22 protein-coding genes and 1 pseudogene are annotated in these 25,231 nt (G+C 69.7%); 13 read left to right on the top strand and 10 right to left on the bottom strand.

From position 1 onward, the window contains the following. Positions 1–16 precede the first annotated feature (16 nt). The 8 genes from pyrH to BIV24_RS19920 all read left to right on the top strand — a co-directional run bounded on the left by pyrH (position 17) and on the right by BIV24_RS19920 (position 8,773). Positions 17–775, top strand: a complete 759-nt coding sequence (gene pyrH, locus BIV24_RS19955) for a UMP kinase (protein WP_071367729.1) — start codon at positions 17–19, stop codon at positions 773–775. 171 nt (positions 776–946) lie between these two features. After that, positions 947–1,504, top strand: a complete 558-nt coding sequence (gene frr / locus BIV24_RS19950) for a ribosome recycling factor (protein ID WP_071367795.1) — start codon at positions 947–949, stop codon at positions 1,502–1,504. Continuing rightward, on the top strand, positions 1,504–2,631 hold the full coding sequence (locus BIV24_RS19945; protein WP_079168399.1) for a phosphatidate cytidylyltransferase: 1,128 nt from the start codon (positions 1,504–1,506) through the stop codon (positions 2,629–2,631). The genes frr and BIV24_RS19945 overlap by 1 nt, the downstream gene beginning before the upstream one ends. A gap of 220 nt (positions 2,632–2,851) precedes the next feature. Then, complete coding sequence (gene rlmN, locus BIV24_RS19940) at positions 2,852–3,958, top strand: dual-specificity RNA methyltransferase RlmN (protein WP_071367727.1); 1,107 nt, start codon at positions 2,852–2,854, stop codon at positions 3,956–3,958. 268 nt (positions 3,959–4,226) lie between these two features. Continuing rightward, on the top strand, positions 4,227–5,300 hold the full coding sequence (locus tag BIV24_RS19935; RefSeq protein WP_071367794.1) for a thiamine ABC transporter substrate-binding protein: 1,074 nt from the start codon (positions 4,227–4,229) through the stop codon (positions 5,298–5,300). Between the two features lie 44 nt (positions 5,301–5,344). Then, the gene (locus tag BIV24_RS19930) at positions 5,345–6,946 is read left to right on the top strand and encodes an ABC transporter permease (RefSeq protein ID WP_071367726.1); all 1,602 of its coding nucleotides are present in this window, start codon (positions 5,345–5,347) and stop codon (positions 6,944–6,946) included. A gap of 2 nt (positions 6,947–6,948) precedes the next feature. Next, positions 6,949–7,980, top strand: coding sequence for an ABC transporter ATP-binding protein (locus BIV24_RS19925; RefSeq protein WP_071367725.1), 1,032 nt, complete (start codon positions 6,949–6,951; stop codon positions 7,978–7,980). A gap of 10 nt (positions 7,981–7,990) precedes the next feature. Then, the gene (locus BIV24_RS19920) at positions 7,991–8,773 is read left to right on the top strand and encodes a maleylpyruvate isomerase family mycothiol-dependent enzyme (RefSeq protein WP_071367793.1); all 783 of its coding nucleotides are present in this window, start codon (positions 7,991–7,993) and stop codon (positions 8,771–8,773) included. 87 nt (positions 8,774–8,860) lie between these two features. Here the strand turns inward: BIV24_RS19920 and BIV24_RS19915 are convergent, their stop codons facing one another. The 6 genes from BIV24_RS19915 to BIV24_RS19890 form a co-directional block, all read right to left on the bottom strand. Then, on the bottom strand, positions 8,861–9,571 hold the full coding sequence (locus BIV24_RS19915; protein WP_177198765.1) for an LAETG motif-containing sortase-dependent surface protein: 711 nt from the start codon (positions 9,569–9,571) through the stop codon (positions 8,861–8,863). A gap of 223 nt (positions 9,572–9,794) precedes the next feature. Then, a complete protein-coding gene (locus BIV24_RS19910) occupies positions 9,795–10,202 on the bottom strand; it encodes a VOC family protein (protein WP_071367723.1) in 408 nt (135 codons plus the stop codon). Between the two features lie 111 nt (positions 10,203–10,313). Then, the gene (locus tag BIV24_RS19905) at positions 10,314–11,561 is read right to left on the bottom strand and encodes a hypothetical protein (protein ID WP_071367722.1); all 1,248 of its coding nucleotides are present in this window, start codon (positions 11,559–11,561) and stop codon (positions 10,314–10,316) included. After that, positions 11,543–12,280, bottom strand: a complete 738-nt coding sequence (locus tag BIV24_RS19900) for an ABC transporter ATP-binding protein (RefSeq protein ID WP_071367792.1) — start codon at positions 12,278–12,280, stop codon at positions 11,543–11,545. Before BIV24_RS19900 ends, BIV24_RS19905 begins: the two co-directional genes overlap by 19 nt. 223 nt (positions 12,281–12,503) lie before the next feature. Then, positions 12,504–13,886, bottom strand: coding sequence for an aspartate aminotransferase family protein (locus BIV24_RS19895; protein WP_079168398.1), 1,383 nt, complete (start codon positions 13,884–13,886; stop codon positions 12,504–12,506). Next, entirely contained in the window at positions 13,871–14,386 is a 516-nt protein-coding gene (locus BIV24_RS19890) for an Lrp/AsnC family transcriptional regulator (RefSeq protein WP_071367720.1), read from the bottom strand. Before BIV24_RS19890 ends, BIV24_RS19895 begins: the two co-directional genes overlap by 16 nt. A gap of 165 nt (positions 14,387–14,551) precedes the next feature. Between BIV24_RS19890 and BIV24_RS19885 the strand changes: the two genes are divergently transcribed. Both BIV24_RS19885 and BIV24_RS19880 read left to right on the top strand, forming a co-directional pair. After that, positions 14,552–15,991: a gamma-aminobutyraldehyde dehydrogenase gene (locus BIV24_RS19885; protein ID WP_071367719.1), complete on the top strand. Its 1,440-nt coding sequence runs from the start codon at positions 14,552–14,554 to the stop codon at positions 15,989–15,991. 204 nt (positions 15,992–16,195) lie between these two features. After that, on the top strand, positions 16,196–17,386 hold the full coding sequence (locus BIV24_RS19880) for an ABC transporter substrate-binding protein (protein ID WP_071367718.1): 1,191 nt from the start codon (positions 16,196–16,198) through the stop codon (positions 17,384–17,386). 37 nt (positions 17,387–17,423) lie between these two features. Here the strand turns inward: BIV24_RS19880 and BIV24_RS19875 are convergent, their stop codons facing one another. The 3 genes and pseudogenes from BIV24_RS19875 to BIV24_RS19865 form a co-directional block, all read right to left on the bottom strand. Further along, positions 17,424–18,578 carry a serine hydrolase domain-containing protein gene (locus BIV24_RS19875; RefSeq protein ID WP_071367717.1) on the bottom strand — a complete coding sequence of 385 codons (1,155 nt, stop codon included), beginning with the start codon at positions 18,576–18,578 and terminating at the stop codon, positions 17,424–17,426. Between the two features lie 177 nt (positions 18,579–18,755). Beyond that, entirely contained in the window at positions 18,756–19,439 is a 684-nt protein-coding gene (locus BIV24_RS19870) for a glycerophosphodiester phosphodiesterase (protein WP_071367716.1), read from the bottom strand. A 70-nt stretch (positions 19,440–19,509) separates the two neighbouring features. Beyond that, positions 19,510–20,624 (bottom strand): annotated as a pseudogene (locus BIV24_RS19865) (adenosine deaminase). 150 nt (positions 20,625–20,774) lie between these two features. Here BIV24_RS19865 and BIV24_RS19860 point away from each other — a divergent pair. Further along, on the top strand, positions 20,775–21,476 hold the full coding sequence (locus tag BIV24_RS19860) for a DUF4190 domain-containing protein (protein ID WP_071367714.1): 702 nt from the start codon (positions 20,775–20,777) through the stop codon (positions 21,474–21,476). 125 nt (positions 21,477–21,601) lie between these two features. Here the strand turns inward: BIV24_RS19860 and BIV24_RS19855 are convergent, their stop codons facing one another. Then, positions 21,602–22,195 carry a riboflavin biosynthesis intermediates N-glycosidase gene (locus tag BIV24_RS19855; protein ID WP_071367713.1) on the bottom strand — a complete coding sequence of 198 codons (594 nt, stop codon included), beginning with the start codon at positions 22,193–22,195 and terminating at the stop codon, positions 21,602–21,604. A gap of 181 nt (positions 22,196–22,376) precedes the next feature. Between BIV24_RS19855 and BIV24_RS19850 the strand changes: the two genes are divergently transcribed. Next, positions 22,377–23,930 carry a gamma-aminobutyraldehyde dehydrogenase gene (locus BIV24_RS19850; RefSeq protein ID WP_071367712.1) on the top strand — a complete coding sequence of 518 codons (1,554 nt, stop codon included), beginning with the start codon at positions 22,377–22,379 and terminating at the stop codon, positions 23,928–23,930. 49 nt (positions 23,931–23,979) lie between these two features. After that, positions 23,980–25,227, top strand: a complete 1,248-nt coding sequence (locus BIV24_RS19845; RefSeq protein WP_071367711.1) for a polyamine ABC transporter substrate-binding protein — start codon at positions 23,980–23,982, stop codon at positions 25,225–25,227. The last annotated feature ends 4 nt before the right edge of the window (positions 25,228–25,231 follow it).

Below are 25,231 nucleotides of genomic sequence, written 5' to 3'. Positions count from 1 at the left end.
CCACGAGGAGATCTCCATGACCACCAAGGCCGAGAAGAGCGACGGCGGCAAAGTAAGCGGCCGGTTTCTGCTGAAGCTGTCCGGAGAGGCGTTCTCCGGCGGAACCGGACTCGGAGTCGACCCGGATGTGGTGCACGCCATCGCCCGTGAGATCGCGGCCGTGGTGCGCGACGGGTCCGAGATCGCCGTCGTCATCGGCGGCGGCAACTTCTTCCGCGGCGCCGAGCTCCAGCAGCGCGGCATGGACCGGGCCCGTTCCGACTACATGGGCATGCTCGGTACGGTCATGAACTGCCTGGCCCTGCAGGACTTCCTGGAGAAGGAGGGCATCGACTCGCGCGTCCAGACGGCCATCACCATGGGCCAGGTCGCCGAGCCGTACATCCCGCTGCGCGCCGTGCGCCACCTGGAGAAGGGCCGTGTGGTCATCTTCGGCGCCGGTATGGGCATGCCGTACTTCTCCACCGACACGACCGCCGCCCAGCGTGCCCTGGAGATCGACGCCGAGGCGCTGCTCATGGGCAAGAACGGCGTGGACGGAGTCTATGACTCCGACCCGAAGACCAACGCCGAGGCTGTCAAGTTCGACTCGCTCAGCTACGGCGAGGTCATCACCCGCGACCTCAAGGTCGCCGACATGACCGCCATCACGCTGTGCCGGGACAACAAGCTGCCCATCCTGGTCTTCGAGCTCCTGGCGGAGGGCAATATCGCGCGGGCCGTCAAGGGTGAGAAGATCGGCACACTCGTGGGCGACCAAGGCAGCCGGGACTGACCGGAGAGCGACCCGCCGGGGTGTTAACCCCGTCCGGGTGACGGACCCTGACCGGGGGGATGGACAATGTCCTACCGGTCAGGAACCGTGCAGGAAGAAGACGCGACGCAGCCGGCCGCGGACCGACGAGTAACAGCTGCCGGGCCTACTCAAGACACGCAGGAGCAAGTGGTGATCGAAGAGACCCTCCTCGAGGCCGAGGAGAAGATGGAGAAGGCCGTCCTGGTCGCCAAGGAGGACTTCGCCGCGATCCGCACCGGCCGTGCGCACCCGGCGATGTTCAACAAGATCGTCGCCGACTACTACGGCGCACCGACGCCGATCAACCAGCTGGCCTCGTTCTCGGTGCCGGAGCCGCGCATGGCCGTGGTGACCCCGTTCGACAAGAGCGCGCTGCGCAACATCGAGCAGGCGATCCGCGATTCCGATCTGGGCGTCAACCCGACGAACGACGGCAACATCATCCGCGTGGTGTTCCCGGAGCTGACAGAGGAGCGCCGCCGCGACTACATCAAGGTCGCCAAGGGCAAGGGCGAGGACGCCAAGGTCTCGATCCGTTCCGTGCGCCGTAAGGCCAAGGACGCCATCGACAAGCTGATCAAGGACGGCGAGGTCGGCGAGGACGAGGGCCGTCGTGCGGAGAAGGAGCTCGACGACACCACCGCGAAGTACGTCGCGCAGGTGGACGAGCTGCTCAAGCACAAGGAAGCCGAGCTGCTCGAAGTCTGATGAACGAGTCTTCCTGGGGGGCGCCGCCGCAGGCCGAGCAATGGAGGCCCGCTGATCACGGGCCCGTCCAGAGTCCCGGCCCGGCGGGTCCCGCGCACGATGCGTATGACGCCCAGCAGCAGACGGCTCCTATGCCCATCGTGCCCGACGTGCCCGTATATGGCGGAGACCAGGATGACGACGGGAGGGCCGTCCGGCCGGGTGGCCCCTTGTTCCGCGACTACACGCCGTCGGCGTCGCCCTCCCGGGCGGCGTCGCAGAATCCGGAGCCCATGCCCGACGCCCCCCAGCCGGCGCCCGCGCCGCACAAGAAGAGCGCGGGCCGCGACCTGGGCGCGGCCATAGGGGTCGGCGTCGGGCTGGGCGTCGTGATCGTCGCGTCGTTGTTCATCGTCAAGGCCGTGTTCGTCGGCGTGATAGCGGTCGCCGTCGTCGTGGGCCTGTGGGAGCTGACGAAGCGGCTGGAGGAGCGCAAGGGCATCAAGGCGCCGCTCGTGCCGCTGGCGGTCGGCGGTGCGGCGATGGTCGTCGCCGGATATGTGCGCGGTGCCGAGGGCGCCTGGGTGGCGATGGCGCTCACGGCGCTCGCGGCCCTGGTCTGGCGTATGACGGAGCCGCCTGAGGGCTACCTGAAGGACGTCACGGCAGGCCTCTTCGCAGCCTTCTACGTGCCGTTCCTGGCCACGTTCGTCTCCATGATGCTGACGGCGGCGGACGGCCCACAGCGCGTGCTGACGTTCCTGCTGCTGACGGTCGTCAGCGACACGGGCGCGTACGCGGTCGGCTGGCGCTTCGGCAAGCACAAGCTCGCCCCGCGCATCAGCCCCGGCAAGACCCGCGAGGGCCTGGTCGGCGCGGTCACCTTCGCGATGGTCGCGGGCGCGCTGTGCATGCAGTTCCTGATCGACGGCGGCTCGTGGTGGCAAGGGCTCCTGCTGGGCCTCGCGGTCGCGGCCAGCGCCACGCTCGGCGACCTCGGCGAGTCCATGATCAAGCGGGATCTGGGCATCAAGGACATGGGCACCCTGCTGCCGGGCCACGGCGGCATCATGGACCGCCTGGACTCGCTCCTGCCGACGGCCCCGGTGGTGTGGTTGCTGTTCGTCGTCTTCGTCGGGGCGGGCTGAGCACAGGTCCCCGGCCCTTCGGCACGCGAGACGCAGACGCGAGACGGGGTCCGTCGCCATGGTGCGACGGGCCCCTTCCTGTCGGTGACACCGGCAGGCGGCCCCGTCCACCGGGTGTCCCGACCAGGGGGCATGGGGAGCGAAGAGTGGCATGGGCGACAGTGCGCCGGCCTGCCGCACCGGGAGAACCGTCGCGCGGGTCTGCGACACTGGTAGGACCATGCCCAAGCCCGGAGAACTCACTTTCGTCGCGCCGCGCGGAGCCAAGAAGCCGCCGCGCCACCTCGCCGACCTCACGCCCGCCGAGCGCAAGGAGGCGGTCGCCGCCATCGGCGAGAAGCCGTTCCGCGCGAAGCAGCTCTCGCAGCACTACTTCGCGCGGTACACGCAGGATCCGGAGCAGTGGACCGACATCCCTGCCTCCTCCCGCGCCGGGCTCCAGGAGGTGCTGCTTCCGGAACTGATGACGGTCGTACGGCATCTGTCGACCGACCAGGACACGACGCGCAAGACGTTGTGGCGGCTCTTCGACGGCACGCTCGTCGAGTCCGTGCTCATGCGCTATCCGGACCGGGTCACCATGTGCATCAGCTCCCAGGCGGGCTGCGGCATGAACTGCCCGTTCTGCGCCACCGGGCAGGCCGGCCTCGACCGCAACCTGTCCACCGCCGAGATCGTGCACCAGATCGTCGACGGTATGCGGGCGCTGCGCGACGGCGAGATCCCCGGTGGCCCTGCGCGCCTGTCCAACATCGTCTTCATGGGCATGGGTGAGCCCCTCGCCAACTACAAGCGCGTGATCGGTGCGATCCGGTCGCTCACCGATCCCACGCCGGACGGTCTCGGACTCTCGCAGCGCGGGATCACCGTGTCGACCGTCGGGCTGGTGCCGGCCATTCACCGCTTCGCCGACGAGGGCCTCAAGTGCCGTCTCGCCATCTCCCTGCACGCGCCGGACGACGAACTGCGCGACACTCTCGTCCCCGTCAACACCCGGTGGAAGGTGGGCGAGGTGCTGGATGCCGGTTTCGAGTACGCCGCCAGGTCCGGGCGGCGGCTGTCCATCGAGTACGCGCTGATCCGGGACATCAACGACCAGGCGTGGCGCGGCGACCGGCTCGGCCGGCTCCTCAAAGGCAAGCCCGTGCACGTCAATCTGATCCCGCTGAATCCGACGCCCGGTTCCAAGTGGACCGCTTCGCGGCCCGAGGACGAGAAGGCGTTCGTCGAGGCGATCGCCGCTCATGGGGTTCCGGTGACCATCCGGGACACCCGTGGTCAGGAGATCGACGGAGCGTGCGGACAGCTGGCGGCCAGCGAGCGCTAGCGCGGTAGTCTGAACTCCATACGTACATCTTCATATTCCGACAGGGGAGCGCCACAGCGCTGAGAGTGCGGTATCGACCGCAGACCCTCTGAACCTCGCCCAGGTCATTCTGGGTAGGAAGTTCGGTCTTCACTCGAGCTGTTGTGCCCTGCCCGGGTTTCCCTTCGGGGCTCCCGGGCAGGGCTGCGTCTCTTCCTGGTCACCCTCCAGGAGGAATTCAGTGAGCATCACCGGCAGGCGGTTCGTGGCCGTGGCCGTGGGGCTGGGCATGGTCACGTTGTCCGCGTGCGGATCGTCCGGCTCCACGAGCGGCAGCGGCGGCGACTCCAAGACCGTGACCCTGGTCAGCCACGACTCATGGGCCGTCTCCAAGAGTGTCCTGGCGGACTTCGAGAAGCAGTCCGGATACACCGTCAAGGTCCTGAAGGACGGCGACGCAGGCCAGGCCGTCAACAAGGCGATCCTCACCAAGGACAACCCCCAGGGCGATGTCCTCTTCGGCGTCGACAACACCCTGCTGTCGCGGGCGCTCGACAACGGGCTGTTCCAGCCGTACCGGCCGAAGGGCTACGACATGGTCGTGCACCGGTACCGGGCCGACGAGGCCGGGCACCGGGTCACGCCGATCGACTCCGGTGACATCTGTGTCAACTACGACAAGAAGTACTTCGCCGACCACAAGCTGACCCCGCCCGCCACCTTCGACGACCTCATCAAGCCCGAGTACAAGAACCTCCTCGTCACCGAGAACGCCTCGACGTCCTCGCCCGGCCTCGGTTTCCTGCTCGGTACCGCCGCCAAATACGGGGATGGGGGCACCTCCCGCTCGGGCGAAGCCGAGAGTGGGGGAGGCTGGCAGGACTACTGGAAGAAGCTGAAGGCCAACGGCGTCAAGGTGGTCGACGGCTGGGAACAGGCGTACAACGAGGAGTTCTCGGGCTCCGCCGGTGGCAGGAAGGCCGGGGGTGAGCGACCGCTCGTCGTCTCGTACGCCTCCTCGCCGCCCGTCGAGGTCGTCTACGCCAAGCCGCGGCCTAAGACCGCGCCGACCGGTGTGGCGTACGGCACCTGCTTCCAGCAGGTCGAGTATGCCGGACTGCTCAGCAACGCCGGGAACAGCAAGGGCGGCAAGGCACTCCTCGACTTCCTGCTCAGCGAGAAGTTCCAGCAGGACATGCCGCTGAACATGTTCGTCTACCCGGTGCGTGAAACCGCCGAGGTGCCGGCGGAGTTCGCCAAGTACGGTCCCCAGGCCAAGGACCCCGAGACCATGGCCCCCGACCGGATCGCCGCCCACCGTGACCAATGGGTCAAGTCGTGGACCTCGCTCGTACTGAAGTAGCCCCCCGCGGGCGCCGTGGCGGGAACGCGGCGAGGCTCGGTCTGATGGCCGTGCCCGTCGCGTTCTTCGCGGTGTTCTTCGCCTACCCGGTCGCCGCGATCGTCCGGCGCGGCCTGAAGGTCGGCGGGACTTGGCAGTGGGGCCGGATCGCCGATGTGCTCATGGATTCCGGCATCCGGCATGTGCTGTGGTTCACGACCTGGCAGGCGCTCGCCTCCACCGCTCTCACCCTGCTGGTGGCACTCCCCGGCGCCTACGTGTTCGCACGCCTGGACTTCCCGGGCAAGCAGGTGCTGCGGGTGGTCGTCACCGTTCCGTTCGTGCTGCCCACCGTCGTCGTCGGCACAGCCTTCCTGGCTCTCGTCGGCCGCGGCGGACTCCTCGACGACCTGTGGGGCGTACGGCTCGACACGACCGTGTGGGCCATCCTGCTCGCTCACGTCTTCTTCAACTACGCCGTCGTCGTACGCACGGTCGGCGGTCTGTGGGCCCAGCTCGACCCGCGCCAGGAGGAGGCGGCCCGCATGCTCGGCGCCTCCCGCCTCGCGGCCTGGCGGAAGGTGACGCTCCCCGCACTGAGTCCGGCGGTGGCCGCCGCCGCGCTGATGGTGTTCCTGTTCACCTTCACCTCGTTCGGTGTGGTGCAGATCCTCGGCGGCCCCACCTTCTCCACGCTCGAGGTCGAGATCTACCGGCAGACCTCGCAGATCTTCGACCTGTCCACCGCCGCCGTGCTGACGATCATCCAGTTCGCGACGGTGGGCGCGATCCTCGTCGTGCACGCCTGGACCGTCCGCCGCGGGGAGAGCGCTCTGCGACTGGTCGACGCGGCCCGCACGGCGCGCAGACCGCGCGGCGTGGGGCAGTGGGCGCTGCTGGGCGCGGTCCTCGTCACGGTCGCGCTCCTGCTCGTACTGCCGCCGGCCGTCCTCGTCGCGCGCTCGCTCGACGCGCCCGGGTTCGCGTACTACAAGGCGCTGACGCACGCCGACGGCGGCACCTTCCTCGTGGCGCCGATCCAGGCGATCGGCAACTCGCTCCGGTACGCCGTCGCCGCCACGTCCATCGCCGTGCTGATCGGCTCCCTCGCCGCCGCGGCCCTCGCCCGCCGGGGCGCCGGTCGTCTCGTACGCGGCTTCGACGCGCTGTTGATGCTGCCGCTGGGGGTGTCCGCGGTGACCGTCGGCTTCGGGTTTCTGATCACCCTCGACAAGCCGCCGCTGGACCTGCGCGGTTCCTGGATCCTGGTGCCGCTCGCGCAGGCTCTGGTGGGAGTTCCGTTCGTGGTGCGCACCATGCTGCCCGTGCTGCGGGCCGTGGACGAGCGGCTGCGGGAGGCGGCGGCCGTGCTCGGGGCGTCGCCGTGGCGGGTGTGGCGGGAGGTCGATCTGCCGATCGTGCGGCGGGCACTGCTGATCGCGGCCGGGTTCGCCTTCGCCGTGTCGCTGGGCGAGTTCGGGGCGACGGTGTTCATCGCGCGGCCCGACAACCCGACGCTGCCGGTCGCGGTGGCGCGACTCATCGGACGGCCCGGTGACCTCAACTACGGCCAGGCGATGGCACTTTCGACGATTCTGATGGTGGTGTGCGCGGTGGCGCTGCTGGTTCTGGAGAGGCTGCGCACGGAGCGGACGGGGGAGTTGTGACGATGCTCAGACTGGACGGGGCGAGTGTGCGCTTCGCCGGGCATGCCGCGCTCGACGGAGTCGACCTGGATGTCGCCGAGCACGAGATCGTGTGTGTGCTCGGACCCAGCGGCGGCGGCAAGTCGACGCTGCTGCGGGCTGTGGCCGGGCTGCAGCCCCTCGACTCCGGGCGGGTGTTCCTCGACGACCGTGATCTGAACGGGGTTCCCGCGCACCGGCGGGGTGTCGGGCTGATGTTCCAGGACCACCAACTGTTCCCGCAGCGGGACGTGGGTGGCAATGTCGCCTTCGGACTTCGTATGAGGAGCGCCTCACGTGATGAACAGGCTGTTCGTGTAAGGGAGTTGCTCGACCTCGTCGGCCTGCCCGGGGCGGAGCGCAGGGCCGTCGCCTCCCTCTCCGGTGGGGAGCAGCAGCGTGTCGCGCTCGCCCGCGCCCTCGCGCCCCGGCCGCGGCTGCTGATGCTGGACGAGCCGCTGGGCCAGCTCGACCGGTCGCTGCGCGAGCGGCTGGTCGTCGAACTCCGGGAGGTCTTCCGCCGATTGGGCACCACCGTGCTCGCCGTCACCCACGACCAGGGCGAGGCCTTCGCGCTCGCCGACCGGGTCGTCGTGATGCGTGACGGACGGATCGCCCAGTCCGGTAGCCCACTTGAGGTGTGGCAGCGGCCGGCGAACGAGTTCGTGGCGCGCTTTCTCGGCTTCGACAACGTGGTGGAGACGACCGTCACCGGTCAGTTCGCGGACACACCGTGGGGCAAGCTCCCGGTACCGGCGGGCTCGCCGCAGGGGCCGGGCACGCTGCTCGTCCGGCCCACGGGCGTACGACTGGTGGACGCGTCCGAGGGCCTGCGCTGCACCGTGGCGGCACGAACCTTCCGCGGCACCCATGTCGCCGTACGCCTGCAGCCGCAGGAGGCGGCCGGGCTGGAGGCGGCGTGTGCACTCCGGGAGGCGCCGGAGTCCGGGGACGAGGTCGGGGTCGTGTTCGATGCGGCCGAAATCGTCGTGCTCGGGAGCGTCTCTCGCCCATAGGGTGCGGATCATGACGATGCTCACGCATGATCGCTACTGCGACGAGATCGAACGCCAGGTCGGCCGGCTTCGGAAGGTGGCCGCGGTCGCCGACCTGTCGGTCACCGTGCCGACCTGCCCGGACTGGTCACTCGAACAGCTCGTTCGGCATACGGCCGGGGCCCTGCGCTGGGTCGAACTGCTCGTGCGGACCCGGGCTCAGGAGAACATCCCCGATGAGCGGGTGCCCGGTTTTGCGGGTCCGCGATCCGCCTCGGACCTGGACGCCTGGCTGGCGGAGTCCGGTGAGACGCTCGTACGTACGTTGCGCGCGGCCGGGCCGGACGCACCGGTGTGGTCCTGGACCGGTCATCGCGACGCCGGCTTCTGGGCCCGCCGGATGAGCCATGAGCTGACGATCCACCGAGCGGACGCGACGTTGGCCGCCGGACAGTCGTACGAGGTTGCCCCGGACATTGCGGCCGACGCGCTGGACGAGTGGTTGGAGATCGTCGAGTTCTTCGTGCGGACGCAGACGCGAGGAGAGCGGGAACTTGTCGGCCCGGGTCGCAGTATCCACCTCCACGCCACGGACACGGCACCCGGGCTGAACGCCGAATGGATCGTCGAGCTGACCGAGGACGGTGTCGTCTGGCGGCGCGGCCACGAGAAGGCGACGGTGGCCCTGCGCGGCCCGCTGACAGCCGTCCTCCTTGCGTTCTATCGCCGGCTCCCGCTGGACAGCGGGGAGTTGGAGGTGCACGGCGAGCGGGAACTGCTGGAGTTCTGGCTCCAGAGGGCCTCGTTCGGATGAGTGGCGAGGTGCCTGAGAGGTGCCTTTGCGTACATGCGCGCACAACGGCCCGCCCCGAGGGGCGGGCCGCAGAGTCGTACGGAGGTGTCAGTCGGCCTTCGACGCGCCACGGCGACGCATGGCGAAGAACACCGCGCCACCGCCGATGACGACCAGGCCGCCGGCGACACCGATGATCACGGGCATATCGGAGCCGGCGCCGGTATCCGCCAGGTTCGAGTCGCCGGCCGCCGGTGACGGGGAGTTGTCCCTGGTGGCGGCGGGCGCGGTGCTGTCCGGCTCCGACGGCGTGGCCGTGGGGGTGGCGGACGAGGGCGGGGCCGGAGTCTCCGACGGCTTCGGGGCGGTGGAGGCCGGCGGCGCGCTCTTTGAGGCCGACGGAGTGGTCCCGGTGGTCGTGCAGGCCTTGGACGGCGCGGTCAGATCCGGCGAGATGTCCTCGTCGACGATGTTCCCGGCCTTGATGCGGACGCGGTACTGGGCGCCCGGCGCCCAGTCCTCCAAGAACGTGACGGTCGCGCCCTGGCGGGTGCCGGTGACCGTCTGCTCGCCGATCTTCTTCGCGTCCGCGCCGTTCGACTCGAGGTAGACCGTCACGGTCGCCTTCGTGCCCGAGGCGTCCTTGTCGGTGACGGTGATGACGCCCTTCCCGTTGTCGCCGCAGGATGCGACGGCCGAGAAGTCACGGATGGTGCAGGCGAGCGCGTCGCCGGCGGAGCCGAGTGCGAGCGCGGCGGCAGCGGCGGAGGCGACGCCGAGGATGCGCACCGATCGTGCGGTGCGGGAGGATATGGACACGACTGCCCTTCGCGGGATGCGCAACTGAGGGGGGTTTCAAGGGTGTTGCTGCGACAGCAGCATCCCCGAGAGGCTCTCAGGTCTATAAGCGGCGGGTGAGGCATGTCAACGCGGGTGTCCGGCATGGCGGGGGACTTTGGCGTGAAATGGCCGTCACATGGTTCGATTGCCGCTTGAACGGTGTCAACCACCTGCAGTCGCGTCCGAGTTCACCTGCGTGGGCTCAGCCCTGGACCGCGGCCGGGTCCATCCACATGACCTCCCAGGTGTGGCCGTCCAGGTCGTCGAAGGAGCGGCCGTACATGTAGCCGTGGTCGGTGGCCTCCCGGCTGCTCGTACCGCCCGCGGCCAGCGCGTGGTCGACCAACTCGTCGACCTTCTCGCGGCTTTCGGCGCTCAGGCAGAGCAGCACCTCGCTGGTCGTCGTCGCGTCCGAGATCTCCTTCTCGGTGAAGTCGGCGTAGCGCTGCTTGCCCAGCAGCATCGCGATGATCGTGTCGCTGATGACGACGCAGGCGCAGTCGTCCGTCGTGAACTGCGGATTGATCGTGTAGCCCAGCTCCGTGAAGAACTTCTTCGACGCGTCGACGTCGGCGACGGGCAGGTTCACGAAGATCATCTGCTGGTACATGAGCGGTTTCTCCCGGTCGTTCGGTGGACTGTACGTAGAGTTGGACCGCACGTCGCTGCGAAACTCATCGGTGGTACGTGGGATTCTTCCAGCCGATCCGTGAGGCCTTGCTCAGCCTGTCAGCGGCAGCGCCGCCAACTCCGCGATCGCCCACGTAAGGGGCACACACACCACGACGAGCGCGGTCGTGCGCAACAGTGCCGCAGTGCGCAGCAGCGTGGCCGGCGCACCCAGCCGCACCAGCGCGGCGACCGTGTCGGCACGCGCCTGCTTCGACTCGATCGCGGCCGTCGCCAGCGTCGCGAGGGTGCAGCCCACGACCAGTACCGCGCCCAGAGCGGTGAGCGGTCCGTAGGACGAGTGTGTGCCGGTGGACAGTGCGGCCGCCGCGTACGCACCCGACGCCACCGCGCACACCACCCCGAGCGGTCGCCCGATCCGCCCCGCCTCCTCCTGCAGTCCGCGCCCGGCGAGCAGCCGCACGGCACCGGGGCGCACGGCCTGCAGTAGCCAGCCGCACAGGTACGCGATCGCGGGCCCGGCCAGTGCCAGCCCCAGAGCGGTCAGCGCCCAGCCCACCGGTACCCCGGCGGGCCCGCTCGCCAGACCGCCGGGCAGACGGGGCCCCGGAGTCCGGTTCGTGCGGCCCGCGTAGGTCTCCACGGCCAGGCCCACGGCGAGCGTGGCCACGCCCCAGGGGAGGCCACCCGGGGCGGGCCGGGGAACGGCGGGCCGGTTCGGATCAGGGGCCCTGCCCAGATGGCCGGCGTCCTGTGCGTCCGGGGTGTTGCCGGTCGGGGAGGGGGTCTGCGCGCCGGCGCCGCGCCGTCCGGCGCGGCGCCGGCGTTCGCCCTTCGGACGCAGGACCAGCGCGCTTCCCAGGGACGCGGTCACCGGAATCACCGCGAGCAGAGTGAGCGCCGCGGGCAGTGGCAGCGACTGGTCCGCGGCGAGGAACTCCGCTGCCCGGCCGCCGATCGCGCCCCCGGGCAGATCGCCCCGCACATGGAGGAAGGCCAGCAGCGCCAGCAGCGAGCCGAGCGAGGTCGACAGCGCGGTGGTCACCGCCGAGAGGGCCATCAGCCGGCCCGGACCGAGACCGATCGCCGCGAGGCCGGACCGGGGGCGGGTGCCGGGATCGGTCCGCGCGACGGCGACGGCGAAGTGCACCGTGGCGGCCACCGGCGCGAGGCACCAGGCCAGCCGCAGTGCCGAGCCGGGCGACGCCTCCGGGTGCGTCAGCGCGTACCCCAGGGTGCACAGCAGCAGGAAGCCCGTGCCCGCGGAGGCGGTGACGACCAGCAGCCGGCGGAGCTGGACCAGAGGATGGGCCGCGCGGGCTAGACGGAGAGCGAGCACGCGGGCCGGCCTTCCGTCTCGGTGATCGGGGGCAGCTGGACGGTGTGCACGCGCCGACCGTCCAGCAGGGACACCGTGCGGTCGGCGAGCGCCGAGGCGTCCGCGTCGTGCGTGGCCAGGACGACCGTGATGCCGTGCGAGCGGGCCGCCGCGGTGAGCGTGCGCAGCACCAGGGTGCGGTCGGCACGGTGCAGCGGGGCCGTCGGGTCGTCCGCGAACAGCACGGTCGGCGAGGCCGCGATCGCCCGCGCGATGGCGACGCGCTGCCGTTCGGACTGGACCAGTTGGTACGGGCGCTTGCGGGCGCAGCCGCCGATGTCGAGGCGCTCCAGCCATTCCAGGGCCGTGGCCTTGGCCCGGCGGCGGCTTGTGCCGCGCAGCATCAGCGACAGGGCGGCGTTCTCCCAGGCGTTCAGTTCCGGGACGAGAAGGGGTACCGGGTCGATCCAGCCGAACCGGTCACGGCGCAGCCGCTCTCGGGTGAGCGGCCTCATGGTGTGTACCGGGGTGCTGTTGAACCAGACCTCTCCCTGCTGGGCCGGGAGCAGCCCGGCCAGGCACTGGAGCAGGGTCGTCTTGCCGCTGCCGCGCGGGCCGGTCACGGCCAGGATCTCGCCCTCGCGTACGCCGAGCGAGACACCGTTGAGCGCGGGCGAACCGTTGTGCTGGAAGTGCAGGGCGCGTGCCCAGAGCACGTCGTTGTCCGGCGGGGCCACCATCGCGTACACCTCGGTTCCAGATCCGTTGTCCCCCGTCGATCTCCCGTCCGGGGGACCCTTTCGGGGGAACGAAGGCAGGGCCGATCGTCATTTGGCACGCTAGGCAGACAGCAGCGGGAGCCAGGACAGCCGACGGCCCCGCACCGCCGTTTCTCACTCGAACGGGTGGTGCGGGGCCGTTTACGCGATCATCACCAGGGGGGAGATCCCCACCTCGGGAGGATCAGAGCTTGGTCCAGGCCTCGGTCAGCGTCGCGCGCAGGATCTGCTCGATCTCGTCGAAGGTCTCCTGGTTGGAGATCAGCGGCGGGGCCAGCTGGATGACCGGGTCGCCGCGGTCGTCGGCACGGCAGTACAGGCCGTTGTCGAACAGGGCCTTCGACAGGAAGCCGTACAGGACGCGCTCGGTCTCCTCCTCGTTGAAGGACTCCTTGGTGGCCTTGTCCTTCACCAGCTCGATGCCGTAGAAGAAGCCGTTGCCGCGGACGTCACCGACGATCGGCAGGTCGTGCAGCTTCTGCAGCGTCGAGAGGAACGAGGCCTCGTTGTCGAGCACGTGCTGGTTGATGCCCTCGCGCTCGAACAGGTCGAGGTTCGCGAGACCCACCGCCGCGGACACCGGGTGGCCGCCGAAGGTGTAGCCGTGCAGGAAGGTGTTGTCACCCTTGTAGAACGGCTCGGCCAGGCGGTCGGAGACGATGCACGCGCCGATCGGGGAGTAACCCGACGTCATGCCCTTGGCGCAGGTGATCATGTCCGGCACGTAGCCGAACTTGTCGCACGCGAACATCGTGCCCAGGCGGCCGAAGGCGCAGATGACCTCGTCCGACACGAGCAGCACGTCGTACTTGTCGCAGATCTCGCGCACCCGCTGGAAGTAGCCGGGCGGCGGCGGGAAGCAACCGCCGGCGTTCTGCACCGGCTCCAGGAAGACCGCGGCGACCGTGTCCGCGCCCTCGAAGAGGATCTGCTGCTCGATCTGGTCGGCGGCCCAGCGGCCGAAGGCCTCCGGGTCGTCGCCGAAGATCGGGGCGCGGTAGATGTTGGTGTTGGGCACCTTGTGCGCGCCCGGGACCAGGGGCTCGAAGGGGGCCTTCAGGCCCGGCAGACCGGTGATGGACAGGGCGCCCTGCGGGGTGCCGTGGTAGGCGACCGCACGCGAGATGACCTTGTGCTTGGTGGGCTTGCCGACCAGCTTGAAGTACTGCTTGGCGAGCTTCCAGGCAGTCTCGACGGCCTCGCCGCCGCCCGTGGTGAAGAAGACCTTGTTCAGGTCGCCCGGCGCGTAGTGCGCGAGGCGCTCCGCGAGCTCGACGGCCTTGGGGTGGGCGTAGGACCACACCGGGAAGAAGGCCAGCTCCTGCGCCTGCTTGAGCGCCGTCTCGGCCAGCTCGGTGCGGCCGTGGCCCGCCTGGACCACGAACAGGCCGGCGAGACCGTCGAGGTAGCGCTTGCCCTTGTCGTCGTAGATGTAGGTGCCCTCACCCCGGACGATGGTGGGAACGGGGGCGTTCTCGTACGAGGACATGCGGGTGAAGTGCATCCACAAGTGGTCGTACGCGGTCTTGCTGAGGTCCTTGGTACTCACGGCTATCGGGTTCCCCACATGTAGGTCTGCTTCTTGAGCTTGAGGTAGACGAAGCTCTCGGTGGAGCGCACTCCGGGGATGGCCCGGATGCGTTTGCTGATGACATCCAGCAGGTGGTCGTCGTCCTCGCAGACGACCTCCACCATCAGGTCGAACGAGCCGGCGGTCATCACCACGTACTCGCATTCGGACATTGCGGCCAGTGCGTCGGCGACAGCCTCCACATCGCCTTCGACGGTGATCCCGACCATCGCCTGACGGCGGAAACCCACGGTGAGCGGGTCCGTGACGGCGACGATCTGCATCATGCCCTGGTCGAGCAGCTTCTGGACGCGCTGGCGCACGGCCGCCTCGGAGAGGCCGACGGCCTTGCCGATCGCGGCGTACGGCCGGCGGCCGTCCTCCTGGAGCTGCTCGATGATGGCGAGGGAGACGGCATCCAGCTGGGGACTGCCGTTCCTGGACTCGCGTGAGCCCCTCTGGTCTGCGCTTCGACTGGCCACGAGGCCACTGTGCACGACGTCTCGACAGTTTTGCAAGGCTCGATCGATGAAATTCGTTGTTTGGGTGTTCACACCCTGCGGATTTCGTAGCTCTGACGGGAATGGGGCTGTTGAAAACGTGGGGTCAGACACTAGGGTGGGTGTCTCAGCGATTGGACACCCGAACTTGGAGGCCCGGCAGTGAGCACCGAGCTGCGTCGTCTGCGCAACTACATCGACGGCGAATTCCGTGACGCCGCCGACGGACGGACCACTGAGGTGGTCAACCCGGCGACCGGTGAGGCGTACGCGACCGCCCCACTGTCCGGGCAGGCGGACGTCGACGCCGCGATGGCGGCCGCCGCCGCGGCCTTCCCGGGCTGGCGCGACACCACGCCCGCGGAGCGCCAGAAGGCCCTCCTGAAGATCGCTGACGCGTTCGAGGAGCGCGCCGAGGAACTGATCGCGGCCGAGGTCGAGAACACGGGCAAGCCGATCGGTCTGACCCGGTCGGAGGAGATCCCGCCGATGGTCGACCAGATCCGCTTCTTCGCGGGCGCCGCCCGCATGCTGGAGGGCCGCTCGGCCGGCGAGTACATGGAGGGGATGACCTCCATCATCCGCCGTGAGCCGGTCGGCGTCTGCGCGCAGGTCGCGCCGTGGAACTACCCGATGATGATGGCTGTGTGGAAGTTCGCCCCGGCGATCGCCGCGGGTAACACGGTCGTCCTCAAGCCGTCGGACACCACCCCGGCGTCCACGGCCCTGATGGCCGACATCATCGGCTCGATCCTGCCCAAGGGCGTCTTCAACGTCATCTGCGGCGACCGCGACACCGGCCGCCTGATGGTCGAGCACCCGATCCCGGCGATGGCGTCCATCACCGGTTCCGTGCGCGCGGGCATGTCCGTCGCCGAGTCCGCGTCCAAGGACCTCAAGCGGGTCCACCTGGAGCTGGGCGGCAAGGCGCCGGTCGTCGTCTTCGAGGACACCGACATCGCCAAGGCCGTCGAGGACATCTCGGTGGCGGGCTTCTTCAACGCCGGCCAGGACTGCACGGCCGCCACCCGCGTCCTCGTCCAGGAGTCCATCCACGACGAGTTCGTGGCCGCGCTCGCAAAGGCTGCCTCCGAGACGAAGACGGGTCAGCCGGACGACGAGGACGTGCTCTACGGTCCGCTGAACAACCCGAACCAGCTCAAGCAGGTCTCCGGCTTCATCGAGCGCCTGCCCGCGCACGCCAAGGTCGAGGCCGGCGGCCAGCGGGTCGGCGACAAGGGCTACTTCTACGCGCCGACCGTCGTCTCGGGCCTCAAGCAGGACGACGAGATCATCCAGAACGAGGTCTTCGGCCCGGTCATCACCGTCCAGTCGTTCACGGACGAGGCGCAGGCCGTCGAGTACGCGAACGGCGTCGAGTACGCCCTCGCGTCCTCGGTGTGGACCAAGGACCACGCGCGCGCGATGCGCCTGTCCAAGGTCCTCGACTTCGGCTGCGTCTGGATCAACACGCACATCCCGCTGGTCGCGGAGATGCCGCACGGTGGCTTCAAGAAGTCCGGTTACGGCAAGGACCTGTCGGCGTACGGCTTCGACGACTACACGCGGATCAAGCACGTGATGACGTCGCTGGACGCGTAGGCGCCACAGCGGTACCCCAGCGGCCCCGGACGGGAGGTGACCCGTCCGGGGCCGCGGTGTTCTCGGGGACGTCGCCGCTCCGGTGCCCAGGGCGCTGTGCGCCCGTGCCGCCCGGCGAAGCGGTCGACAAGGTGTCGGGTCCAGGTGGGGCGGCTCGACGCAGCGTCCATTGATCGGTTGCGGGCGGGGCGCCATGCTGCCGGGATGGCCCAGACACCGAAGACACCAACCCCCTCCCGCCGTTCCCTGCTGCGCGCCCTCGGCGGCGGCGCGGTGCTCGGTGCGCTCGCCGGCTGCGGTGTGCCCGCCGCGTACGTGGCACCCGGCGACCGGGCCGCCGCCGACCTGTCCGCCCGGGACAAGCGGCTGACGTGGGCGAACTGGCCGCTGTACATCGACACGGACGACAAGCACCCGAACCGGCGACCGACCCTGGACGCGTTCGAGAAGCGCACCGGCATCAAGGTCGACTACGTCGAGGAGATCAACGACAACGACGAGTTCTTCGGCAAGATCAGTCCGGCCCTGATGAACCATCAGAAGACCGGCCGGGACCTGATCGTCCACAGCGACTGGATGTGCGCCCGGTACGTACGCCTCGGCTGGGTGCAGGAGATGGACCGGGCCGCCCAGCCGAACGTGGCGCGCTACCTCGACCCGTTGCTGCGCTCGCCCGCCTTCGACCCGGGGCGGAAGTTCTCGGTGCCGTATCAGTCCGGCATCACCGGAATCGCGTACAACCGCCGCAAGGCCGGCCGTGAGATCCGCCAGGTCTCGGACCTGTGGGCGAGCGACCTCAAGGGCAAGGTCACCCTGCTGTCCGGTCTGGACGAGGCGTTCGCGCTGCTGATGCAGGGCAACGGTGCGGACATCGCCAAGTGGACCGCGGACGACTTCCACAAGGTCTGCGACCAGGTCGAGCGACATGTCCGCAGCAGCCAGATCCGCCGGTTCACCGGGAACGACTACACCAAGGACCTGGTCAGCGGGGACGTGGTGGCCTGTCAGGCGTACTCGGGGGACGTGATCCAGCTGCAGGCGGACAACCCGGACATCCGCTTCGTCGTCCCCGAGGAGGGCGCGGAGCTGTGGGCGGACACGCTGATGATCCCCAACCGGGCCCTCCACAAGGCCAACGCGGAGCGGCTGATCGACTACTACTACCAGCCGGAGGTCGCCGCGGAGCTCGCCGCCTGGGTGAACTACGTCTGCCCTGTCCCGGCGGCTCAGGACGTCCTGGCCTCGGCCAAGGACGAGGACAGCGTGGCCCTGGCCGAGAACCCGTTGATCTTCCCGGACGCGGCGATGCGCAAGCGCCTGGCGGTCGCGCGGGACATGACAGCCGCGGAGCGGACGGAGTTCACGAAACGGTGGAACGGCATCGTGGGGCTGTAGGCGGAGCCAGCGGCGCCGGCCCCTCCGCTCGTGGCCGTCAGCGGTTGAACGCCGGGAACCCGAACCGCTGGGCGACGGGCAGGCCGTCGCCCTTCGCGTCGGTCGCGTTCACCGAGTACACCAGTGTCCGGGACAGGTCCCGGGTGGCGGCGATCACCGAGGCGTAACCGGGGCGCGAGCCCGTCTTGCCCCAGATCACCTTGCCGTTCAGTTCGAACCGCTCCAGCCCCGCCGCGTACCTCGCCCCGGGCACGTCCGGGAGCGTGAACATCTCCTTCAGTTGCGGCCTGGGCACGACGTGGCCGCGGAACAGTTCCACCAGCAGCCGTTCGAGGTCGGCGGTCGTCGAGATCAGGTCGCCGGCCGCCCACCGGTCGGACATGTTCCAGTCGGTCACGTCCGTCAACTGGCCGTCGAACCGGTCGTATCCGCGGTTGTGCGGGCCGTGGATCCGCGGGTCGGGACCGTCTGGGAACGAGGTGTCGCGCATGCCGAGCGGCCGGAAGATCCGTACGGACGCCTGGTGCGCGTACGAGTCACCGGTGACCTTCTCGATCAGCATGCCGAGGACGGTGTAGTGGATGTTGTCGTAGTCCTGCTGTGTGCCGGGGTCGGACTGCGGGCCCTTGGCGACGGCGGACGCCACGACCTGCTGCGGCGTCAGCGTCTCGAAGCGGTGCTGATACCCCTGCGCGACCGTCTCGCCGAGGGAGTCGCCGGACTGCAGGCCACTGGTGTAGTTCAGCAACTGCCGTACGGTGATGGGCCGGAAGTCCTTGGTGAGCAGTCCCGGCAGATAGTGCTGCACAGTGCCGTCGAGGCTGATGCGCCCCTCGGCGGCGAGTTGCAGCACGATGGACGCGGTGACGACCTTCGTGATCGAACCCGCGCGGAAGCGTGCGTCCTCCAGCGCCGGCGCCCCCGTCCGGATGTCCCGCACCCCGGCCGCTCCGTGCCAACTCCCCTTGCCACCCACGCGGATGAGTGCCGCGGTGGCGTCCTGGTCGGGCAGCCCGGCGAGCGCCGCACACAGCGCCTCGACATCGGGACCGTGGGCCGCGGACGGCGGACTCACCTGTCCGGAACAGGACGAGGGCGCGGAGTGCGCGGCGGCGGTTCCCGCCAGGGGCAGTGCGGTCAGGCCCACGACCAGGGCGGTGGCGAGGGCGACGGCGGACGGACGTATCTGCATCGGTTGCTCCAGGCTCGGCGGGATGTGGTGATCATCCTGGCGGCCGCTGTGGAGCTGGGGATCGTCGCGGAGGAGGGCACCGTCCCGGGAGTCGGCCTGAGGGGCGCCCCTAGGGGTGCAGGCGGCCTGGCGGCCGGGCCCAGGGCCCGGCCGCCGCAGGGCGAACCCGTGCCCGCCTCAGCCTCCGCGGACCATGCGCAACGTGTCGATGCGGTTCGTCGTGATCGAGTCCACGCCCATGTCGAGGAGGCGTCGCATGGAGCGCCGGGTGTCGGGTGTCCAGACGGACAGCAGGTAGCCGTCGCGATGGACCCGGTCCGTCAACTCCCCGTCGACCAGGCCGAATCGGTAGTTGAGCCAGCGCGGGCGTACGGCGTCCAGCAGGGCCGGGCGCGGAGGTGCCAGCGACGTCCAGGTCAGCGCGATCTCCGCAGCGGAGTCGGCGGCCCGGACCGCCAGCATGGTCTGCGCCCCCGCGCAGTAGTACACCCGCTCCCGGGCCCCGCACTGCCCGACGGCGTCCACGATCCGGCGCACGGCGCGGGGCGACGGCCCGCCGGGCAGGTCGATCATGACCCGGCTCCCGTCGGTCGCCGCCAGCGCGTCCGCCAGTGTCGGCAGCCCGCCCGCCGTCAGCTCCCGCACCTCGTGAGAGGTGAGCGAGGTGAGCGGCCGGTCCCGCTCCCACAGCCGCTTCAGCGTCTCGTCGTGCAGCAGCACGGGAACACCGTCCCGGGTGAGCCGTACGTCGATCTCGACCGCGTCCGCGCCTCGGTCGAGCGCGGAACGCAGTGAGTCGATGGTGTTCTCGCGGCGGAGGTAGGGGTCGCCGCGATGGGCCACGGCAGTCACGGTGCGCATGGGCCCATTGTGCGGGCGGGGCGCCGCGAAGCCACCCCGTCGGGGGTGGCGGTCGGGCGATGCGGGGGATTCAGCGCGCGAGCCACGCCGAGGTGTAGGAGTCGATCTCGGCCGTCAGCTTCGTCTTGCCGGCCTCGTCGAGGAAGGACGCCTCGACCGCGTTCTTGGCGAGATCCGCCAGCCCCCGCTCGTCGAGGTCCAGTAGCCGCGCGGCGACCGCGTACTCGTTGTTGAGGTCGGTACCGAACATCGGCGGGTCGTCCGAGTTGATGGTGACCACGACGCCGGCGCGTACGAACTCCTTGATGGGGTGCTCGTCGAGCGTGCGGACCGCGCGGGTCGCGATGTTGGAGGTCGGGCAGACCTCCAGCGGGATGCGGTGCTCGGCGAGGTGGGCGAGCAGCTTCGCGTCCCGGGCGGAGCTGGTCCCGTGTCCGATGCGCTCGGCGCGCAGGTCGGTCAGGGCGTCCCAGACCGTCTCGGGCCCGGTCGTCTCGCCCGCGTGCGGCACGGACCGCAGCCCGGCTGCTATGGCGCGGTCGAAGTAGGGCTTGAACTGCGGCCGCGGGACACCGATTTCGGGGCCGCCGAGCCCGAACGAGACGAGCCCCTCGGGGCGCAGCCGGTCGTCGGTGGCGAGCCGTATCGTCTCCTCGGCGGATTCGAGGCCCGCCTCGCCGGGGATGTCGAAGCACCAGCGCAGTACGGTCCCGAACTCGGCCTCCGCCGCCTTGCGGGCGTCCTCGATCGCGTCCATGAACGCCCGCTCGTCGATGCCGCGGCGAGTGGAGGAGAAGGGGGTGATGGTCAGCTCGGCGTAGCGGACCTGCTGCCGGGCCATGTCGCGGGCGACCTCGTACGTCAGCAGCTGCACGTCCTCGGGGGTTCGAATGAGGTCGACGACGGACAGGTACACCTCGACGAAGTGGGCGAAGTCCGTGAACGTGAAGTAGTCGGCCAGCGCCTCGGGGTCGGTGGGCACCCGGGAGTCGGGGTGGCGGGCGGCCAGTGCTGCGACGATGCGGGGGGAGGCGGAGCCGACGTGGTGCACATGCAGTTCGGCCTTGGGCAGTCCGGCGATGAAGGCGTGCACATCGCGTACGGCACGGGCGTCGCGGTGGTCGGACAAGGGTTCCTCCCCGGGAACGGCGTCCCGGCACCGGGTTCGGGCGGGACGCGGGTGATCGGCTGATCGGTGGATCGGAGATGATCCTAGGCGTACGTCCGGCACGCGTGGGAGCGGTTTTGCGGTCCTTGCCGGGGTCCGTGCGCGGGACGGGGCCTCGGTGGGGGCCGGCCGTACCATGACGGGTCGGAGCAACAAGGGGGCTGGTCGTGAGCGACAATGCACATCCGGGACCGGACGCCGCGGAGGGTGCGTACAACCCGTGGGCGCCGCCGGAGGAGAAGGCTTCGACGGGCAATCCGCCGGCCGGGCGGCTACGAGGCGGCGAGCCCCAGGTGGGTGCGGCGGCCGGCGGGTTCGCTCCTTTCGGGTTCGGCCCGGCCGGCGCGGGCCCCGCACCCATGGGTGCGCCGATGGCCGGTCCACCGGGCGGGGGTGAACAGGGCTCCCCCGTACCGCCGCCACCGATCGCGCCCTCGGGCCCTGGGGCGGCCCCCTACGCCGCGCCCGGAGGCTATGGGTACCCCGCGCCCCCGGGGTACGCGGGCTTCGGCTGGCCCGGCATGCCGATGCCGCCGCGCAACGGGTTCGGCACCGCGGCGCTGGCGCTGGGCATCCTCTCGGTGATCCTGTTCTGCGTGTACGGGGTGGTCTCCCTGGTCCTGGGAATCCTCGCGGTGGTCTTCGGGGTCAAGGGCCGCAAACAGGCCGACCGGGGCGAGGCCGACAACCGCGGTCAGGCCCAGGCGGGATTCGTCCTCGGCATCGTCGGGATCGTCCTCGGTGTCGTCGTGATCGCCGCGATAGTCATCAGGCTCGTGGTCGCGGCCAACGAGGTCTCCTCGGACTCCGATTCGCCCTACGTCGGCGACGCGTTCGGCACCTCGGCACCGGTGCTGTTCCACGGCTGACGCCGACGGCCGGCCACGGCCGGGTTCCGGTTTCACCGGCGGGCCGCTGCCACTCCGCGGTGATCCCGTGGGCAAGTATCGGGTCCCCCGTCACCGAAGGGGCCGGCCGGGAGGCCGGCCCCTCTTCATTCCGTCCCTGCCCGCAGCCGCTCCCGCGCTTCCATCAGCGCGAACCCCAGCAGATTCGGCCCCCGCCACTGCCCAGGATCCGCCGCTCGCTCGTCGTCCGCCGCGAGCCCTATGCCCCACACCCGGTCCATGGGGCTCGCCTCGACGAGCACACGGTTCCCGGTGCCCAGCAGAAACTCCCGCAGAGCGGAGTGTGCGGCGAACTTGTGGGCGCTGCCCTCGACCACGATCGCGAACCGCTCGCGCTCCCACAGGGCTTCGTCGAAGCGGCGCACCAGCCGCCCCGCCTTCTTGGCGAGCGCCGGATTCGGCGCCTGGAGGGCCTTGCGTTCCGCCTCCGCGTCGTCGAAGAGCCTCGCCTTCGACGCCATCATCCAGTGCTCTGCCGTCGCGTACTCCACGCCGTCCACGGTGAACGGCGACGGCCACCACTGGCTCAGGCAGCTCGTCCCGATCTGTCCGTCTCTTCGTGGGCGGTGACCCCAGAAGTGCAGATACTTGACCCTCGCCCCCGTGTGGACCTCCCTGACCAGGGACTCCCAGGAATCGATCTTTCCCATGCACGCGAGTGTGGCACGCACCACTGACATTCCGTCCGTCCTTTCTCGCGGTGACTCGACATCTGGTCCGACAGATTCCGTCGCGTAACCAAAAGGCAACAACGGAATCACTTGTTGAGGTCCTCTTGCTCTGCCAGGATCGGCACTCAATTCGAGCTGGAGCTACGCCAGCCCCCGCGGTGAACGCGGGCCGGCGGCGGAGGAGAGCGACATGCACAACTCGGGACATGCCGGCGACGCCGACACCCGCTTCCAGACGCACCGCGCCGTGCAGGAACGTTTCGCGGACGGTGCTCAGTACATTGCGGGCAAACTGACCAAGGGGACGTCCGGCCGTACGCACGCGGTGGTCGACCCGTCGACCGGCGCCGAGGTGTACAGGTACGAACTGGCCGGCACCGAGGACGTCGACCGTGCCGTGGCCGCGGCCCGCGCCGCCTTCCCGGGCTGGTCCGCCGCGACCCCGGGCGAGCGCTCGGACGCGTTGCACCGCTTTGCCGCTGTCCTCGCCGACCGTGCCGAGGACTTCGCGCGGATCGAGTCCCTGCAGTGCGGCAAGCCCCTCAAGCTGACCCGCGAGTTCGACGTCCCGGGCACGATCGACAACACCGCCTTCTTCGCCGGTGCCGCCCGCCACCTGCAGGGGCAGTCCGCCGGCGAGTACTCCGGCGACCACACCTCCTACGTCCGCCGCGAGCCCATCGGCGTGGTCGGCTCCATCGCGCCCTGGAACTACCCCCTCCAGATGGCCGCCTGGAAGGTCCTCCCGGCGATCGCCGCAGGCAACACGATCGTCCTCAAGCCCGCCGAACTGACCCCGCTGACCTCGCTCCTGTTCGCCCAGGCGGCCACCGAGGCGGGCATCCCGGACGGCGTGATCAACATCGTCACCGGCACCGGCAAGGAGGCGGGCGAGCACCTCGTGGGCCACCCCGACGTGGCCATGACCTCCTTCACCGGCTCCACGGCCGTGGGCAGGCGCGTCGCCGAGATCGCCACCACCACCGTCAAGCGGATCCACCTGGAACTCGGCGGCAAGGCGCCCTTCGTCGTCTTCGACGACGCCGACCTGGAGGCCGCCGCCAACGGCGCGCTCGCGGGCGCGCTCATCAACACCGGCCAGGACTGCACGGCCGCCACGCGCGCGTACGTGCAGCGTCCCCTCTACGAGGAGTTCGTCGAGAGGACCGCTGCCCTCATGGAGACCGTCCAGCTCGGCGACCCCTTCGCCACCGGCACCGACCTCGGCCCGCTGATCTCCCACGTCCAGCGCGACCGCGTCGCCGGTTTCGTCGACCGGGCGCGCGCCTACGCGCGCGTGGTCACCGGCGGCGAGGCACCGCAGGGCGAGCTCGCCGAGGGTGCCTACTACCGGCCCACCCTGATCGCCGACGCAACCCAGGACAGCGAGATCGTTCAGTCCGAGATCTTCGGCCCGGTCCTGGTCGTGCTGCCCTTCGACTCCGACGACGACGGGATCCGGCTCGCCAACGACACCCCGTACGGCCTGGCCGCCTCGGCCTGGAGCCGGGACGTGTACCGGGCGAACCGTGCCACCCGTGAGATCCAGGCGGGCTGTGTGTGGGTCAACGACCACATCCCGATCATCAGCGAGATGCCCCACGGCGGATACAAGGCGTCCGGCTTCGGCAAGGACATGTCCACCTATTCGTTCGAGGAGTACACGCAGATCAAGCACGTAATGTTCGACAACACGGCGGTGGCCCGGAAGGACTGGCACCGCACGATCTTCGGGGACCGATAGCCACGTCGGCCGCTGACCGCGGCCGACCTCCCGAAAGGGCACCACGCGCATGGAGCAGTACGAGGCCGACCGCCTGTTCCCGGCCCAACTGGCCGCCATGGGGCGCAGTTTCCGCAGCGGCAGGGCCTCCCTCAGCCGTCGTTCGCTGCTGCGCGCCTCCGCGGGCGGCGCGCTCGCGGTGGGCGGTCTCGGGGTGCTGAGCGCCTGCGGGATCCCCGCGGCGGGCAAGACACAGGGCGGCGTCTCCGCCTCGGACCATTCGGCCGAGGACAAGGTCGTCAACTTCTCCAACTGGCCGGAGTACATCGACGTCGACAAGAGCGGGAAGAAGCACCCCACGCTCGACGAGTTCACCGCACGGACCGGCGTCAAGGTCAAGTACACCGAGGACATCAACGACAACAACGAGTTCTTCGGCAAGGTCAAACCGCAGCTTGCCGCGGGTCAGGACACCGGTCGCGACCTCATCGTCGTCACCGACTGGCTGGCTGCCCGGCTGATCCGCCTCGGGTGGGTCCAGAAGCTGGATCCGGCCAACCTCCCGCACGCCTTCGCCCATCTGTCCGCCCAGTTCCGCGACCCGGACTGGGACCCCGGGCGCGCCTACTCCTACCCCTGGCAGGGCATCTCGACCGTCATCGCCTTCAACAAGAAGGCGCTCGACGGCATAGAGGTGAAGTCGGTCTCCGACCTGCTCGACAACCCCAAGCTCAAGGGACGCGTCGGCTTCCTGTCGGAGATGCGCGACAGCATCGGCATGACGCTGCTCGACATGGGCAAGGACCCCGCCAAGTTCACCGGCGACGACTACGACGCGGCGCTCGCCCGTATCCAGAAGGCCGTCGACAAGGGCCAGATCCGCCGCTTCACCGGCAACGACTACACGTCCGACCTCACCAAGGGCGACCTGGCCGCCTGCGTCGCCTGGGGCGGCGACATCGTCCAGCTCAAGGCCGACAACCCGGACGTGGACTACATCATCCCGGAAGCCGGACTCATCACGAGCACCGACAACCTGCTGGTCCCCAACAAGGCGCGCCACAAGACCAACGCCGAGCGGCTCATCGACTTCTACTTCGAGCCGAAGCCGGCTGCCCAGCTCTCCGCCTACATCAACTTCGTCTGTCCCGTCGACGGCGGGCGCGAAGAGCTGGCAAAGATCGACAAGGCGGCGGCGGACAACCCGCTGATCGTTCCCACCAAGGCCGTGGCCGCGAAGTCCCACTCCTTCCGTGCGCTGAGCGACAAGGAAGAGGCGGCCTACGAAGACAAGTTCGCAAAGCTCACAGGGGCGTGACGAA

The sequence above is a fragment of the Streptomyces colonosanans genome, from assembly GCF_001866645.1.
Lineage (GTDB): Bacteria > Actinomycetota > Actinomycetes > Streptomycetales > Streptomycetaceae > Streptomyces > Streptomyces colonosanans.
This window is presented reverse-complemented; position numbering and strand designations above follow the sequence as displayed.

Excerpts from the sequence above, each read along its gene's own strand:
- BIV24_RS19850 (WP_071367712.1), top strand. The coding sequence starts at position 22,377 with ATGCACAACTCGGGACATGCCGGCGACGCCGACACCCGCTTCCAGACG.
- BIV24_RS19920 (WP_071367793.1), top strand. The coding sequence starts at position 7,991 with ATGACGATGCTCACGCATGATCGCTACTGCGACGAGATCGAACGCCAG.
- BIV24_RS19925 (WP_071367725.1), top strand. The coding sequence starts at position 6,949 with ATGCTCAGACTGGACGGGGCGAGTGTGCGCTTCGCCGGGCATGCCGCG.
- BIV24_RS19910 (WP_071367723.1), bottom strand. The coding sequence starts at position 10,202 with ATGTACCAGCAGATGATCTTCGTGAACCTGCCCGTCGCCGACGTCGAC.
- BIV24_RS19945 (WP_079168399.1), top strand. The coding sequence starts at position 1,504 with ATGAACGAGTCTTCCTGGGGGGCGCCGCCGCAGGCCGAGCAATGGAGG.
- BIV24_RS19870 (WP_071367716.1), bottom strand. The coding sequence starts at position 19,439 with ATGCGCACCGTGACTGCCGTGGCCCATCGCGGCGACCCCTACCTCCGC.
- BIV24_RS19930 (WP_071367726.1), top strand. The coding sequence starts at position 5,345 with ATGGCCGTGCCCGTCGCGTTCTTCGCGGTGTTCTTCGCCTACCCGGTC.
- BIV24_RS19935 (WP_071367794.1), top strand. The coding sequence starts at position 4,227 with ATGGTCACGTTGTCCGCGTGCGGATCGTCCGGCTCCACGAGCGGCAGC.
- BIV24_RS19880 (WP_071367718.1), top strand. The coding sequence starts at position 16,196 with ATGGCCCAGACACCGAAGACACCAACCCCCTCCCGCCGTTCCCTGCTG.
- rlmN (WP_071367727.1), top strand. The coding sequence starts at position 2,852 with ATGCCCAAGCCCGGAGAACTCACTTTCGTCGCGCCGCGCGGAGCCAAG.
- pyrH (WP_071367729.1), top strand. The coding sequence starts at position 17 with ATGACCACCAAGGCCGAGAAGAGCGACGGCGGCAAAGTAAGCGGCCGG.
- BIV24_RS19875 (WP_071367717.1), bottom strand. The coding sequence starts at position 18,578 with ATGCAGATACGTCCGTCCGCCGTCGCCCTCGCCACCGCCCTGGTCGTG.
- BIV24_RS19855 (WP_071367713.1), bottom strand. The coding sequence starts at position 22,195 with ATGTCAGTGGTGCGTGCCACACTCGCGTGCATGGGAAAGATCGATTCC.
- BIV24_RS19845 (WP_071367711.1), top strand. The coding sequence starts at position 23,980 with ATGGAGCAGTACGAGGCCGACCGCCTGTTCCCGGCCCAACTGGCCGCC.
- BIV24_RS19900 (WP_071367792.1), bottom strand. The coding sequence starts at position 12,280 with ATGGTGGCCCCGCCGGACAACGACGTGCTCTGGGCACGCGCCCTGCAC.